We start from the raw sequence: 15440 nt of genomic DNA, 5'->3' as shown, positions 1-15440 counted from the left end.
CCCAAACATGGGCTTGCCTGTTTCAAACATTTACGACTGATACTGTACACGATGAAGATTCGCGAAAATACCGCCGCGCTCAACCAGTTCATCATGTGTTCCTTCTTCTGCGATTCCGTTTTCTGTCACGACCACAATCCGGTCGGCATTGCGGATCGTGGCAAGTCTGTGAGCGATGACAAGCGTCGTCCTGTCTTTTGCGAGCTCTGTCAAAGCGTTTTGAATCACCTGCTCCGTCTCTGTGTCAAGTGCTGATGTGGCTTCATCCAATATGAGAATCGGCGGATTTTTAAGAAACATCCTGGCGATTGCGATCCTTTGCTTTTGGCCCCCTGACAACTTCAGCCCTCTTTCGCCGACCTGGGTCTCATAACCGTCCGGGAGCGACTCGATCAGCTGTTCCAAATGCGCCATTTTAGCGGCCCGCTGAATCTCTTCATCTGTCGCATCCAGTTTTCCGTAGGCGATGTTTTCGCGGAGCGTCCCCGTAAAAAGAAACACATCCTGCTGGACGATGCCGATTTGCGAACGGAGAGAACGTTTTGTCATATCGCGAATATCGATGCCGTCAATTGTGATGGCCCCGCCGTCTATATCGTAAAAACGCGGAATCAGCGAGCTGATCGTCGTTTTACCCGCTCCCGAAGGGCCGACAAAAGCGACCGTTTCTCCGGCTGTAATTGACAGATCGACACCTTGCAGGACGGGTTTATGTTTTTCATAGCCGAACGTCACATTCTTGAAGACGATGTTTCCTTCCAACTCCGGAACATCAATCGCATCTTTGCGGTCGACAATCTGCGGCTTTGTATCGATCAACTCCGTAAACCGCTTAAATCCTGCCATTCCTTTCGGATAAAGCTCCAAAATGGCGCTGATTTTATCAATTGGCTTAAACAACACGTTGACATAAAGAACAAACCCGACGAATTCCCCGTAGGACATATTCCCGGAAAAACTGAGCCAAGCTCCGTACACAAGCACTGCCAGAATCATCAGCCGCGTCATCAAAAAGGTCCCGGCAGTCGTGAGAGCCATCGTTTTGTAGCCTTTCAGCTTCGCCTTGCGGAACTTTTGATTGTTCTTTAAAAACCGGGAAATCTCAAAGCGCTCATTCGTAAAAGATTGAACGACGCGAACGCCTGAAACGCTGTCCTCAACCCGGGCGTTAACATCGGCGATTTCGCTGTACATCTGGCGCCAAGCGCGGTTCATCCTGATATTTGAATAAGTGATTAAAATAATCAATAACGGCACAAACAGAACAGCAACCAAAGCAAGCTTCACATTAATCGTCAGCATGATCCAAAATGCACCTAAAAAGGTCATCACGGCGATGAACAAATCTTCCGGTCCGTGATGGGCCAGCTCTCCGATATCAAACAGATCATTTGTGATGCGGCTGATGATATGTCCAGTTTTTGTATTGTCAAAGTAGCGGAAAGATTGGCGCTGTACATGTTGGAAAAGCTCCTGGCGCATATCCGTTTCGATGTTGATGCCGAGCTTATGCCCGAGATAATTGACAATGTATTGCAAGCCCGTGCTGAGCAAATAAATCAGTAAGAGGCCGATGCTTACCCAGACAATTTCAAGCCAGTCTCCCCCGGGAATCAGCGTATCGATGAACCACTGAACGACTAGGGGAAAAGCCAGCTCAAGCAGTGCGACGATGATCGCACTGCTGAAATCAATGAAGAACAGACGTTTATGAGGTTTATAGTATGAAAAAAAGCGGCGTATCATAAGATGATGTGCACTCCTTTTGAGAATCTTTACGAGATTGATCGTATCATAGTTTTGCATAGGTAGTGCAAAAATTCCGAAAAATAATTGAAAATTATTCTCAAGTAGACTGTTTTATAAAGGAATTCCCGTTTCTTTTGCTCCCTGTGCAACCAGTTTAGCGATTTCGTTTGCCCCGTAGTCGCAAAAATGGGTGTCATCCCTGGCTCCGTCCGGATAGTTGAGGTGTTCCCCCGGTTCAAGCCATAAAAACAGTTTTTTGGAAGCTTCGGGTCCCAGCGATTCAAGCAATTGACGGCTTTTGAAGGCGAGATCGATGAGCGGCACCCGAAGCTCTTCCGCAAGCTGTATCATCGCATCAGGATAGTCTCCGTGGGTATTTTTGAACCGGCCGTCGCTTTCAAATGATCTTCTCTGGACCGGTGTAATGAGGACCGGATTGGCTTTTTTTAACCGGGCGTCATCTATATACCGGCGCAAATGCTGCTTGTAAGTTGTGTATGGCTCTGTATAGCGATCATCCGGCTTTTGGTCGTTATGACCAAACTGGACAAACAAATAATCGCCGCTTCGGATCTGTGTCATGATTCGCTCCAGCCTGCCTTCTTCAATAAAGCTTTTTGAGCTTCTCCCTGATGCCGCTTCATTGCGGATCAAAACACTGACGCTTAAAAACGCGCCAATTTTCTGTCCCCAGCCTGCACGCGGCGCCCTGTCGCTATCATAATCGCAAACCGTTGAATCACCGGCCAAAAACAACTGAACGTCTCTCATCATCCAGCCCCCTCATTCCTTTTTGTTTTATATTAAAACGCCCCTTAAAGAATCGCAACCCAATATACATTTTTAACCATTTTGTTCTTTATACGACTCCTTTTTATAAAAAAGGCTATGAATTGACAGAAAACTATCAATTTATACTAATTTTTTTTAGAAATTTATCTAAAAATATTTACTTGGCTGGTAAATGGTGATAGATTAAATAAACAAGAAAAGGAATATAGTTGATCGCGATCTCGTTTCTACCTTTTCTTGAACATAATAGGACGTCCTCTACTACATTAACATTGCATTTAGGAGGAACTTATCGATGCTTAAACGAAAATTCATTCGCAAAATCAGTGTTGGTCTATTAGCTTCTGCAGCATTGTTTTCATTTGTCATTCCTACCCAAGGGGCAAATGCCCAAGAGGTGAAAACAAATCATTTTAGAGGACCGATCTTTTGTCCGCCGCCATTCAAGCCGTCGCCTAAGCCGCAACCGGATAACCCGACTCAGAAGCCTGTCCTTGAGGCAAAAACGATTAACAGCAATAAAGAGTGGTCAACTTCTGACATTGAAATCACTTATAAACCCAACACTTTTGTCGGTTCAAGCTATGTTGAATTTCATTTTCCATACCGCTTTCATGCAAGCACAAGAGATACACTAAATGGAAAAACGCTTGACTATACACAAATTTTAAATGACGGACAAACGGTCCGTGTCCCTGTCTATGCTTTAAGCTCTTCTGAGTTCAAACTGGTCATGGTTCGGAAAACGCTTCCAAATGCAGGCACTCACAGAATTACTGCTGAACTGCAGCAAAATGGAAAAAACATCAACCATGCTGAAACAACTTTGGAGATTGTTCCTCGTTAAAACAATGTTCGGCCTGCCGGCATCAATTTGCTGGCAGCCGTTCTGCTGTATTTCTCTTTACATATCATGCATTTTTTAAAAGTTTTTAGAATTTTCTTCGAAAGATATTTACTTGATTGGTAAATAGTGATAGATTGATGGGGCAGGAAAAGGAATATAGTAGATTACGGACTTATTTTTTCCTTTTTCATCTTTTTTTAAAACATTCATTAGGAGGGGGAAGTACATGTTGAAACGTAAATTTATCGGAAAAATGGGAGTCGGGCTATTAACTTCAGCAGCATTGTTTTCTTTCATTCTTCCGACCGAGGAAGCGAGCGCCACTTTTTTCAGAAACGCTCCGACGCTTCATGTCGAAACGGTTGATAGCAACAAAGAGTGGACAACCTCAGACATTGAAGTCACCTACAAACCGAACTCTTTTGTCGGTTCAAGCTATGTTGAATTTAACTTTCCATACCGCTTCCATGCGAACACAAGAGATTCGCTGAACGGCAGAACACTGAACTATACACAAATTTTAAATGACGGGCAAACCGTCAGAGTGCCGGTTTACGCTTTCAGCTCTTCTGCGTTCAAACTGGTCATGGTTCGGAAAACACTTCCAAACGCAGGAACTCACAGAGTCACCGCGGAGCTGCAAAAGTTCGGACGAAACTACAACCACGCTGAAGCTACAGTTGATATCCTGCCACGCTAAAACATTTCAGCCTGCCGGCAAAAGAACCGGCAGGCTTTTTTTCATTTAAGCGCTGCCCGCCGAACCAGCATGTTAAAACAAGCGAGCGCGCTGATATTGCAAAACAGAATGACGACTGCCATCGGTAAAGCTGTATGGCTTCCGCCAATACCGACGAGCGGTGCCGCGGCAGCTCCTAAAATAAACGGAAGCAGTCCTAAAAGCGCAGATGCGCTTCCGGCCGATTTTCCCTGGCTCTGCATCGCCAAAGATCCGCTGGTCGTCGTCACGATTCCGATGCAGGAAACCACGACAAACAGCGGGATTAAAATCAGAATCAGCGGCGCTTTGAAAAAGACTGAAACAAATAAAACAACGCTTGCGGTAAAAGACAGCAGTAAACCGCTCCGCAAAAGGGACGCTTCGCCGAACCGGCCGGCAAGCCTGCCCGTAATCTGAGCTGCGATAATGATGCCCAAGCCGTTTAATGCGAAACAAAAACTAAAGGCTTGCGCCGACAATTTGTAAATGTCCTGCAAAACAAACGGAGAGGCCGATATATAGCCGAACATCCCAGCTACGATCAGCCCTTGCGCCAAGGCGTATCCCATAAATGTGCGCTGGCCGAAGAGCCTGCCAAATGATACAAACGTCTCTTTAAACCCGCCTGCCGTGCGGTTTTCCGGTGACAGCGACTCTTTCACCCCGAATATTACGGACAAAATCATCAGCAAGCCAAAAAGGCCGATGATGAAAAATACGCCGTTCCAAGTCGTCCATTTCATCAGCTGTCCGCCCGCTACCGGGGATATGATAGGCGCAATCCCGTTAACCAGCATCAAAAGCGAAAAGAACTTTGTCAATTCTGTACCGGAATATAGATCACGGGCAATCGCGCGTGATATGACGATGCCGCCTGCACCGGCTGCACCTTGAATAAAGCGCATCGCAATCAAGACCCATACAGAGGATGTCATAGCACATAAAAAAGAGGCCGCGGCAAAAACGGACAGCGAAACGATCAGCGGGAGCCTTCTTCCAAGGACATCGCTGAAAGGACCGATGACAATTTGGCCGATTGCCAGCCCCAGTAAACACGATGTTAAACTGAGCTGAACGACGGAAGCATTCGTATGTAAATCAGATGCCATCTGCGGAAGACCGGGCAAATATAAATCGATCACAACCGGACCGATTCCCGATAAAATACCCAATATGACAGCGATCCATACCCTGTTCGGCTTAGCTTTCGACTGAGCCGCAAGATCTGCCTGGCTGTTAAACGCACCCATTGGATCACTCCTTTTTATATTCTTACATACCGCCCTCAGAACCTACCAGTGTATTGTATACCTTAAGTTATGTAGATGACAATTAGAAAAACCGGGCGAGCCCGGCTGATTAGTAAGATTCATATCTTTTAAAAACAAAAACGGTGGACATAAACAAAAGAAGCACAATTCCCGAAGACGAAAACACCATCCAGCCGAAAGCTTGGTCCCATGAACCGTGCATGATAAAATAGCCAGCCTGGCTTTTCGCCTTATCTGGCATCCATTCGGTAAAACGGGGAAATAAGGAACCCGCCAGTGAAACAAAGGCGATGAAACTGATGCTCATGCCGGCAATCCCCCCGATATGGCGAAACAGAGCGCTGAAAAACATCGTGACCGACATGACAAATACAATCCATATACTGTAAACGAATAAACTAAATAAAAATCGGTCAAATTCAACCTTTCCGAATAGAAGGTTTGTATAATAAAAAGCCAAACCGTAGCTCACAGCAAACGAAACCAATACGAGCAGCACCTGCTGAAGCCACTTGCTGCCGATATACTGCAGCGGGCTGACAGGTCTCGCCATCACCAATGAAAGGGATCCTTGGTTTCGTTCGTGGACAATGCTGCCCATCACACTCAAAACGAAAATTGCCGTACCGACCGTGCCGAACTGGGACAAGGTGCTCGCCATTACCTCTTCACCTCCCGGCCTTGGTATATCGATCACGGCTCCCTCAGGCAAATTGCCGGCCATATCGAGAATTTGGGGCATATAATACAGGCTGAGCGGCTGAATCAAGCCCAGAAGAATCAGAATGACAGGCAGCCAAAGCAGCTTTCCGTCCCTCCAGCTTTCCGTCCATTCTTTTTGAAATAACATAAAAAATGAATTCATAGCCCCATCACCTTCAAATACATATCTTCCAACGACATCGTTTTTTGTTCAAAACGAACAATCGATACTTGTCTGCTCAAGCATTCAGCCAACAGTCGGCGGCTGTCAGACCGATCTGTTAAATAAAATTCAGCTTGTGAAGGCTTATGATACACGACTTTGCTGACATAAGGCAGGTGTTCCAGCCATCCTTCAAGGCTCTCTTCAGCTGCCAGGATATAAGATGGCTTGAAATGCCGGTTCTTCAATCTGTGAAGCGGACCAGACCATTTGACAGCCCCTTCTTTCAGCATGATCACTTGATCGCACACCTCTTCGGCATCATGCAGCACATGAGTCGAAAATAGAATTGTCATCTTCTTTTTTAAATCTTTCATCATATCAAGGACTTCACGACGCCCCGCCGGATCGAGCGCGGAAACAGGTTCATCCAACATCAACAGGCTCGGCTCATGAACCAAGGCCTGCGCAAGCCCGAGCCTTTGCTTCATCCCTCCTGAAAAACCGCTGATTTTCCGGTCTTCTTCCTTTTCCAGACCGACATAGCGCAAAGCGGTTCGACTCTTTTCCAGGGCTTCACGACGTTTCATTTTAGAAAGTCTTGCAGCGAACACCATATATTCCAAAGCTGTCATCCATGAAAAAAACGCAGGATGCTGAGGCAAATATCCAATTTCCAGCCTGTTTATCGATTCCCTCCCCAAAAAGCGGATGCCTCCTGATGTAGGCGCCAATAAACCGGAAAGCATTTGCAATGTCGTCGTTTTTCCCGCCCCGTTCGGCCCGAGAAGGGCAACGCATTGCTGATGCTCAAGGTCAAAGCTGACATTTCGGACAGCTTGGTGCTGCTGATACATTTTTGTTAAGCCATTGACGGACAGCATCACACCCGCCTCCTTTCATATGTTTTTTTACCGATGATAAAGTAAGAGACGGGGCCGACAAAACTGATCCCGAAAATGATCAAAATCCACATCCACTTTGGGCCATTCGTTTTCTCCTGTTTCATGCAACTGACCAATGCGGACACCGCTAAAATGAAATACAGCACAATGAAAGGAGCGAGCAGTGCCCAAGGTATATCTGCTTCAGTCATGATGACGGCCTCCTTTTCTTATGAAACGGCCTTACAACAAATAAATAATAGAATAATAAAGGCATCGGTGTTTGGATCAAGCCCCATATGCCCCAAAACCACGCATTGGCTCCCTTTTTCTTCGCATGAAGAAATAGAAAGATACTCTGCGCAAATAAAAGCGGTGAAATGTAAAGCAGCAGCAGCAGTTTTTCCTGAGTCATATCAAGATTCATTTAATCAGCCTCCCCGTCAGCCGTACGCCGCCTTTTTTCTAATAGGGCGAGCGCTGGCAGCAATATAAGCGCCGCTCCCTGCACCATAATAAAAACAGCCGGTACTTGAACGGAAATCGTCAAGTAAGCCGATAAAATCACCAGCGCCATGACGATAAAACAAAGCAATTCCTTTTTGAGCGCCCGCTTGCGTTCTTGCTTAAACCGCGCTAAGCGCTGATTCAGTTCAAGTACTTGAGGAACCGGCGGCACAAAAGTATCATCCATTCTTTCGAGTTCGCGTTTCAAATGTGTAACCGTTTCTTTTTCATCTCGTTCATTCACTGTCCCCACTCCTTTCGGATTTTCTTTAATCCATGATGCACCCGCGATTTGACGGTACCTTCTTTTATTTTCAGCATGTTTGCCACTTCAGGGTAAGTAAACCCGTAATAGTGTCTTAACAAGATTGGCATTCTGAACTCAGGCTCAAGAGCAGCAAACAGCTCCAAGTATTCGCTCCATTCGTGGCCGTGAAGGGCGGACTTCCATTTCATTTTTCGCAAGGCTTCCTCCCCTGCTGCTTGCGTTTTGCGGTTTTCGCGTTTTTTCCGGCGCTGATGGTCGATAAACAGCCGGGAAGCAATTGAAATCAGCCATGTTGAAAATTTCGCGTTGCCCTGAAATTGATGGAGGCTGACATACGCTTTCAGCATCGTTTCCTGGACCAAGTCCTCTGTGAGATCAGGGTTCAGCGTTAATTTCAGAACATATTGATATACAAAGGGGTAATGAAGCTGAAACAGTTTCGTAAAAGCCGCATCTTCCCCGTCTTTTGCCTGTATGATCAGTTCTTTTTCATCTGCTTGATCCACTAAAACGCCAACCCCCTTTCTTTTTGTCTCTGTATCTAAGACGACGGCTGCAAGCAAACCGTTCAATTGTATTTCAAGAAGATAAAAAATCGTCTTGTTTTCCGACAGGGGTTTATGATGTACTTGAATTTAAAGGGGTGAGAGTAAAAAGGGATGGAACTGCAAAAACAAATTGTCTATGAAAAAAAACAAATTTTAAAGAAAGATCATATCATCTTTTGGGGTGCCGTCTTTTGTTTCTGGTTTGCTACATACATCTATGTCCCTGTTTTCGGATTATATTTAGATAACATCGGATTTTCATATTCAGCGATAGGAATCGTACTCGGAAGCTACGGCGTCACCCAAATATTACTGCGGTTTCCGTTCGGCATCCTGTCAGATGTTCTTTCGCCGCTTAGAAAACAGCTGTTGATCAGCGGCTTTGCAATGTCTCTGTTGAGTTGCTGCATATTTCTGTTGTTCGATTCGTTCATCATGGTGATCACGGCCAGACTGCTCGCCGGTATGACTGCGGCGATGTGGGTGATGGCAACCGTTTTATACTCGCAGTATTTCACAAAAGATCAATCGTCAAAAGCGATGGGCATTCTGCAGTTTTTAACGGTTCTCCCCCAATTTGTCAGCATGGCTGTCAGCGGATACCTCGTCCATTTGTTCGGCTGGATGTTTCCGTTTTGGATCGGTGTTGCCGTTTCGTGCATCGGTCTGATTCTGTCATTTTACATTAAAGATAACGGGCCCCGCCATACGGCCAAGGGGATGGCTTTGTCAGACTATGTTAAACAGACGTTGCGCCTTCCTGATTTAAAAGTGATTACAACATTATCGTTTTTAGCCCACGCCGTGCTATTTATGACTGTGTTCGGGTTCACGCCGATTTACGTGGAATCGGTCGGCATCGATGAGAAGCAGCTGATTTGGATCATGTGCGCTTTTTTTATTCCGCAAACGCTGACTTCCGTGTGGTGTATCTTTTACAAATTCAAGGCCGCCGATGCACTGATATGGATATCTTATGTGATAACGGCTGTTTTCTTTTCCTTGCTGCCGTTCGCCGAGACCCTTTTCGCAGTGTGTGTGATCCACGCCGTGACAGGACTGACATTGGGGTTTATTTTTCCGCTTTTGGTCAGCAAGGTCGTCCAGCTTGGTACGCCTCAGCTCAAAATGTCTGTGATGGGTTTCTATCAATCTTTTTATGCGCTCGGTTTTTTTCTCGGACCGGTTGTGGCGGGAAAAACGGCTGAACTGTTCGGGCTGCGGGAGGTGTTTTGGTTTGCCGGGGCTTTGTCATTGGCAGGGGCAGGAGTGATGCTCGTTTCAAAGCAGTTTTCGATACGTACAAAAAGCAGGCGGGGATGATGCCTGCTTTTTGCTTGCTCAATAAGATATTTTAGCAGAACCGGCAGGATACCAATTGCCATTCTGCGCTTTTGCCCATCCGTAAACCATATCGCCTGAATTGACCTTTTCTCTGACCAGCTCAAGCCTTTCGCTTGAATTTGCCTCATACCTGCTTCCCGTTTTCGCCGGTATTTTCACAGATAAAATGTTGTCCTTTAATGTATCAGGCTCCTCATCAGTGCTTGTCCATGCGACTCTTTCATAATAAGTCTGATTAAACGGACTCTCCAATCCTTTAATATAAAAGCGGACTGTTTTGCCAACCACCTTGACATCTGTATATGCCGTGCTGTAGGGATGAATCGATTCCTGAGAAATTGACTTTCCGTATGCCAAAACAGACGTTCCGCCGGCGCCGCAAAGCATGATTCCCAACATGAAAATGACAACTGCCAACTTTTTCAACATGAAAACTCCTCCCTTTTTTTCAACTTTTTACACATGTTTAATTTTACCATATTTTCCGTTTGCTTCTTTGCTGTGAATTTGTACATTTGTTGAATATAGGAAAATATTAGTTAAAGGGTGTAAGCAGGGATAAACTTCTTTTGCTCGTTATTTTCTCGACAAATTAGAGCGAACACCCTAAGCCTCTCTTTGTATTCTTCTTTTCCCTCCACGACTGAAGCGATTGTCTCTATTCCAAAATAAAAAGGATACGCTGAAGCGCATCCATATCTTAATATCAATTTGAATAGACAATGAAGATCTTTTAATAAGGATCTTCACTATGCCCTTTTTCTTCCGCCTGTCTCGGCGCATCTTCGGCGCCTTCTGCCCCGATCGGCTCCCGGCTGGATGTATTTTGGCTGGAAGCGTTTTTTAATCCTTCCTCGACCCTGCTTCCATATTCTTTGTCGCATTGCTTCAACATATCGATCATTTTCGTTTGAATTCTTTGATCGCAGGGGGCAAGTGTATTGACCAGATTCGTAATCAGCTCGTCCTTTTCCCAATCTTCGAAATGCCTGTACGTGTCCCCGGCCTGCTTGAAATTATTCTGCCTGTCGATACTTTCGCGCACCAGATTTCCTTCGACATGCGGGGTATATTCTTTGCCATCCTGCTTGGCTTCTTTCAGCCCGTTAATGGTTGAAGGTTCATAGTTGATGTGCGGGCTTTGATTTTTGCCTAAATCGACCTTGTACTGCATCTGGCCGCCCCGCTGATTGGTTGCCACCCTTTTTTTCGGCGCATTGATCGGCAGCTGCAGATAGTTGGCCCCTACTCTGTATCGCTGTGTATCCGAGTAGGAAAACGTACGTCCCTGAAGCATTTTGTCATCGGAAAAATCAAGTCCGTCGACAAGAACCCCTGTTCCAAATGCCGCTTGTTCGACTTCTGTAAAGTAGTCTTCCGGATTTTTGTTTAATACCATTTTGCCGACAGGAAGCCAAGGAAATTGCTCCTCAGGCCATAGCTTCGTATCGTCAAGCGGATCAAAATCGAGTTCAGGATGCTCATCATCGCTCATGATTTGAACGAACAACTCCCACTCGGGATAGTCTCCCCGCTCAATCGCTTCATATAAATCCTGTGTGGCGTGATTGAAGTTCTTCGCCTGAATCTCTTCCGCCTCTTTTTGCGTCAAATTTTTTATGCCCTGCTTCGGTTCCCAGTGATATTTCACAAGGACGGCTTCTCCATCTTGATTCACCCATTTGTACGTGTTGACCCCGGACCCCTGCATCTGCCGGTAGTTTGCCGGAATGCCCCAAGGCGAAAACAAGAATGTGATCATGTGCATCGCTTCAGGTGTGTTGGAAATGAAGTCAAAGATTCTTTCGCCATCCTGCAGATTCGTAACCGGGTCCGGCTTAAATGCATGGATTAAATCAGGAAACTTCACCGCATCGCGGATAAAGAAGATCTTCAAGTTGTTTCCGACCAGATCCCAGTTCCCGTCTTCCGTGTAGAACTTAACGGCAAATCCGCGGGGATCGCGAAGCGTTTCCGGTGAAGATATCCCGTGGGTCACCGTCGAAAAACGGACAAACACCGGGGTTCTCTTGCCTTTTTCCTGAAACAGTTTTGCTCTCGTATACTTTGAGACCGACTGGTCGCCTGCTGTCCCATAAGCTTCAAAATAGCCGTGTGCTCCGGCTCCCCTGGCATGGACGACCCGCTCGGGAACCCTCTCCCTGTCAAAGTGGCTGATCTTCTCCAAGAAATCATAGTTCTCCAATGTAGAAGGCCCCCGGTTGCCCACGGTTCTGACATTTTGATTGTTTGTGATCGGGTGGCCCTGCCGGTTTGTTAACGTATCATCCGTCTCCATGTCAGATTTCTGCTCGTTTGAACGCTGATCCATCCCTTTACCTCCTTTATTTGGAATTAACAATAATTTATCCCAAGTTCAGGAAGTTATTCAAGTTACAATATATTAAATCAACGATAATGAATTTTTATTTATAATAATTATAAATAAATATTGTTTTTTTCTTGAGAAATGTTATCATTGTTTTGTAATTAAAATTTACGCGAGGTGATCCTTTGATGACGACAAATAAAAACAACCTAACTACCAGCTGGGGCGCTCCCGTTGGAGACAACCAAAACTCAATGACAGCTGGTTCTCGCGGACCGACACTGATTCAGGACGTCCACTTGCTCGAAAAGCTCGCCCACTTCAACAGAGAGCGTGTACCTGAACGGGTTGTACACGCAAAAGGCGCCGGTGCGCACGGTTACTTTGAAGTCACAAATGACGTTTCCAAATATACAAAAGCCAAATTTTTATCAGAAGTTGGAAAGCGCACGCCGTTATTCGTCCGTTTTTCAACTGTTGCAGGCGAAAACGGTTCAGCCGATTCCGTCCGCGACCCGCGCGGTTTCGCTGTTAAATTTTATACAGAGGAAGGGAACTATGATCTCGTCGGAAACAACACACCGGTTTTCTTTATTCGCGATGCGATTAAATTCCCTGACTTCATTCATACACAAAAACGCCATCCAGTCACACATTTGAAAAACCCGGATGCCGTATGGGATTTTTGGTCATTGTCTCCTGAATCCCTGCACCAGGTGACCATCCTGATGTCTGACAGAGGCATTCCCGCCACTTACCGGCATATGCACGGTTTCGGGTCCCACACATTCAAATGGGTGAATGCCGAAGGAGAAGGTGTCTGGATCAAATACCACTTCAAAACAGAACAAGGCATTAAAAACCTGACCGAAGAAGTGGGGACAAAGATTGCGGGTGAAAATCCCGATTATCATACGCAGGACTTGTATGAGGCCATTGAAAAAGGAGACTTCCCGGCATGGAAGCTATACGTTCAAATCATGCCGCTGGAGGATGCGGATACGTACCGTTTTGATCCGTTCGATGTTACAAAAGTATGGTCGCAAAAAGATTATCCGCTGATTGAAGTCGGCCGCATGGTTCTAAACCGGAATCCGGAAAACTATTTCGCAGAGGTTGAACAAGCGACATTCTCCCCTGGAACATTAGTGCCCGGCATTGAACCGTCTCCCGACAAAATGCTTCAGGGACGCCTGTTCGCATATGCGGATGCGCACCGCTACCGCGTCGGCGCAAACCATAACAGTCTGCCGATCAACCGTCCGAAAGCGGAGGTCCATAATTATCAAAGAGACGGACAAATGCGCTTTGATTCAAACGGCGGCGGCTCTGTCTATTATGAACCGAACAGCTTCGGAGGCCCTCAGGAATCTCCGGAAAACAAAACAACGGCTTATCCGGTGTCAGGTTCGGCGGACAGCACGGCTTACGACCATAACGACCACTATACACAGGCCGGCGATCTTTACCGCCTCTTGAGTGAAGAAGAGCGGACCCGTCTTGTCAGCAATATCGTAGGTTCGATGAAGCCGGTGACAAAAGACGAAATTAAGCTTCGTCAAATTCAGCATTTCTATAAAGCAGATCCGGAATACGGCACACGAGTTGCCCAAGGATTGGGCTTGTCCGTTCCACAGGAAGTCTGAGGCTCATTCATTTCAATCATTCTCACTTTTATTCTCATTTTCTCAGGTACAGGCACCCGTCTTCTTTAACATGCGGGTGCCTGCCCTTAATCAAAGAACGACAGGGGATGTTACGTGTGGAAGACGAACAGCTCGTCCCTTTATTAAAGAAACGGGGTTTACGAATAACGGCCCAGCGCATCCTGATTTTAAAAACGATTGTCTCTTTGGGCGGCCATCCATCGGCGGAAGACATTCACCGGGAATTGCCGTACATGAGTCTTCCGACTATCTACAGCAACTTGAAATTATTTGTGAAGCTCGGCATTTTAAAAGAGCTGTCCCACGGAGACGCAAAAAGCAAATATGAACTGTTTACATCAGAGCACTATCATGTCATCTGTAAATCGTGCGGGAAGATCGCTGATCTGGACTATCCTCACCTCAAAGAGATTGAGCATGCAGCAGCTCAATTGACGAACTTTAAAGTGAACTCGCATTATTTAGGAATTTACGGAATCTGTACAACATGCCAAAAACAGCAGCAGAGGTGAAGACATATGAACCGAAAAAAAGTCGGCTTGTTAATCATGGCATACGGAACCCCTTATCAGGAAGAAGATATCATTCCGTATTACACACATATCCGTCATGGAAAACGGCCGTCCGATGATATGATTGAAGACTTGAAAAAACGCTACAAGCATATCGGCGGGATCTCTCCGCTCGCGAAAATTACGCTCGCTCAGGCAAAAGAGTTGGAAAAAACGTTGAACGAGCGCCAAGATGAAGTCGAATATGTGATGTATCTCGGCTTAAAACACATCTCTCCGTTTATCGAGGATGCGGTTGAACAAATGAAAAAAGACCAAATTGAAGCGGCCGTTTCCGTCGTCTTAGCTCCCCACTACTCCACCTTCAGCACCGAAGTATACAATCGGCGCGCCAAACAGGCCGCAGCAGCAATCGGCGGCCCCCCGATCGCATCGATTGACGAATGGTATCAGGAAGAAGGCTTTATTCGCTATTGGTCTGAAGAAATCGGCAGCATTTTAAACGGCATGTCTGAAACAGAACGGAAAAAAGCGGTTGTTGTCTGCTCAGCACACAGCCTGCCGGAAAAAATCAAGCAGCATGGCGATCCATACCCGGATCAGCTCGAGAAAACGGCCCAACTAATCGGAGAACGGCTCTCATTTGATCAGATCGCCGTAGGCTGGCAAAGTGAGGGCAACACGCCCGATCCGTGGCTCGGCCCGGACGTCCAAGACTTAACAAAGGAACTGTATCAGGAAGGCTTCCGGTCATTTATTTACGCACCGGTCGGCTTTGTGTCTGACCACTTGGAAGTTCTGTATGACAACGACTATGAGTGCAAAGCGGTTACGGACGAGCTTGGCGCAAGCTACCACCGTCCGCCTATGCCGAACACCGATCCGCGGTTTATCGATACGCTTGCCGCAGTCGTGGAGCGAACATACAACAGCACAGAACAGGAGAAAGCAGAGCTGTAGATCGCTCCGAAAAATGAAAAACTGAAGAAACATGATTTAGAATCAGAATCTGTGGATTTTCATTTCCATAGATTCTTTTTTTTGCACCATTATGATGAAAGACCTTTATCTAAATACGCTTATTCTCAGATTCGTGTCATTTGGCATAATCACCAGATTATGCGCAATTCCAACTC

General features: G+C 46.1%; 17 protein-coding genes. 6 read left to right on the top strand and 11 right to left on the bottom strand.

All coding sequences use genetic code 11. From position 1 onward, the window contains the following. Positions 1-30 precede the first annotated feature (30 nt). Positions 31-1746 carry an ABC transporter ATP-binding protein gene (locus MST20_RS08595; protein WP_243941557.1) on the bottom strand — a complete coding sequence of 572 codons (1716 nt, stop codon included), beginning with the start codon at positions 1744-1746 and terminating at the stop codon, positions 31-33. A gap of 114 nt (positions 1747-1860) precedes the next feature. Next, the gene (locus MST20_RS08590; RefSeq protein WP_243941555.1) at positions 1861-2523 is read right to left on the bottom strand and encodes a rhamnogalacturonan acetylesterase; all 663 of its coding nucleotides are present in this window, start codon (positions 2521-2523) and stop codon (positions 1861-1863) included. A gap of 313 nt (positions 2524-2836) precedes the next feature. Between MST20_RS08590 and bslB (MST20_RS08585) the strand changes: the two genes are divergently transcribed. Beyond that, on the top strand, positions 2837-3388 hold the full coding sequence (bslB, locus tag MST20_RS08585) for a biofilm surface layer hydrophobin BslB (RefSeq protein ID WP_243941553.1): 552 nt from the start codon (positions 2837-2839) through the stop codon (positions 3386-3388). A gap of 226 nt (positions 3389-3614) precedes the next feature. Then, the gene (gene bslB / locus MST20_RS08580; RefSeq protein WP_075751643.1) at positions 3615-4088 is read left to right on the top strand and encodes a biofilm surface layer hydrophobin BslB; all 474 of its coding nucleotides are present in this window, start codon (positions 3615-3617) and stop codon (positions 4086-4088) included. Positions 4089-4129: 41 nt separating this feature from the next. Here the strand turns inward: bslB (MST20_RS08580) and MST20_RS08575 are convergent, their stop codons facing one another. The 7 genes from MST20_RS08575 to sigY all read right to left on the bottom strand — a co-directional run bounded on the left by MST20_RS08575 (position 4130) and on the right by sigY (position 8410). Then, the gene (locus tag MST20_RS08575; RefSeq protein WP_065644406.1) at positions 4130-5359 is read right to left on the bottom strand and encodes a multidrug effflux MFS transporter; all 1230 of its coding nucleotides are present in this window, start codon (positions 5357-5359) and stop codon (positions 4130-4132) included. A gap of 109 nt (positions 5360-5468) precedes the next feature. Continuing rightward, entirely contained in the window at positions 5469-6245 is a 777-nt protein-coding gene (locus MST20_RS08570) for an ABC transporter permease (protein ID WP_243941551.1), read from the bottom strand. Next, positions 6242-7129 (bottom strand): ABC transporter ATP-binding protein, encoded by an 888-nt coding sequence (locus tag MST20_RS08565; protein WP_243941549.1) that lies wholly within the window; start codon positions 7127-7129, stop codon positions 6242-6244. The genes MST20_RS08570 and MST20_RS08565 overlap by 4 nt, the downstream gene beginning before the upstream one ends. Next, complete coding sequence (locus MST20_RS08560) at positions 7129-7341, bottom strand: PLD nuclease N-terminal domain-containing protein (RefSeq protein WP_243941547.1); 213 nt, start codon at positions 7339-7341, stop codon at positions 7129-7131. The genes MST20_RS08565 and MST20_RS08560 overlap by 1 nt, the downstream gene beginning before the upstream one ends. Beyond that, positions 7338-7556, bottom strand: coding sequence for a transcriptional regulator (locus MST20_RS08555; RefSeq protein WP_279599974.1), 219 nt, complete (start codon positions 7554-7556; stop codon positions 7338-7340). Before MST20_RS08555 ends, MST20_RS08560 begins: the two co-directional genes overlap by 4 nt. After that, a complete protein-coding gene (locus MST20_RS08550; protein WP_243941545.1) occupies positions 7557-7880 on the bottom strand; it encodes a YxlC family protein in 324 nt (107 codons plus the stop codon). It lies immediately after the preceding gene. Next, complete coding sequence (gene sigY, locus MST20_RS08545; RefSeq protein WP_165428397.1) at positions 7877-8410, bottom strand: RNA polymerase sigma factor SigY; 534 nt, start codon at positions 8408-8410, stop codon at positions 7877-7879. Before sigY ends, MST20_RS08550 begins: the two co-directional genes overlap by 4 nt. Before the next feature lie 153 nt (positions 8411-8563). On the opposite strand from sigY, the gene MST20_RS08540 reads away from it, so the two are divergent. Beyond that, a complete protein-coding gene (locus MST20_RS08540) occupies positions 8564-9775 on the top strand; it encodes an MFS transporter (protein WP_243941543.1) in 1212 nt (403 codons plus the stop codon). Between the two features lie 18 nt (positions 9776-9793). On the opposite strand, the gene MST20_RS08535 is transcribed toward MST20_RS08540, so the two are convergent. Further along, complete coding sequence (locus tag MST20_RS08535) at positions 9794-10225, bottom strand: enoyl-CoA hydratase (RefSeq protein ID WP_243941541.1); 432 nt, start codon at positions 10223-10225, stop codon at positions 9794-9796. Between the two features lie 304 nt (positions 10226-10529). Next, entirely contained in the window at positions 10530-12128 is a 1599-nt protein-coding gene (locus MST20_RS08530) for a catalase (protein WP_243941539.1), read from the bottom strand. Positions 12129-12313: 185 nt separating this feature from the next. Here MST20_RS08530 and katA point away from each other — a divergent pair, with 185 nt between their 5' ends. From katA to hemH, 3 genes are all read left to right on the top strand, one after another. After that, positions 12314-13771: a catalase KatA gene (gene katA / locus MST20_RS08525; RefSeq protein ID WP_243941537.1), complete on the top strand. Its 1458-nt coding sequence runs from the start codon at positions 12314-12316 to the stop codon at positions 13769-13771. 116 nt (positions 13772-13887) lie between these two features. Then, entirely contained in the window at positions 13888-14304 is a 417-nt protein-coding gene (locus tag MST20_RS08520; protein ID WP_347880860.1) for a Fur family transcriptional regulator, read from the top strand. A gap of 6 nt (positions 14305-14310) precedes the next feature. Next, positions 14311-15264 (top strand): ferrochelatase, encoded by a 954-nt coding sequence (gene hemH, locus MST20_RS08515; RefSeq protein ID WP_243941533.1) that lies wholly within the window; start codon positions 14311-14313, stop codon positions 15262-15264. The last annotated feature ends 176 nt before the right edge of the window (positions 15265-15440 follow it).

The organism is Bacillus sp. B19-2, from assembly GCF_022832475.1.
In the GTDB taxonomy this organism is placed as follows: Bacteria; Bacillota; Bacilli; order Bacillales; family Bacillaceae; genus Bacillus; species Bacillus paralicheniformis.
Note: the sequence above shows the minus strand (reverse complement) of the source record. Positions and strands in the feature narration are given on the sequence as shown.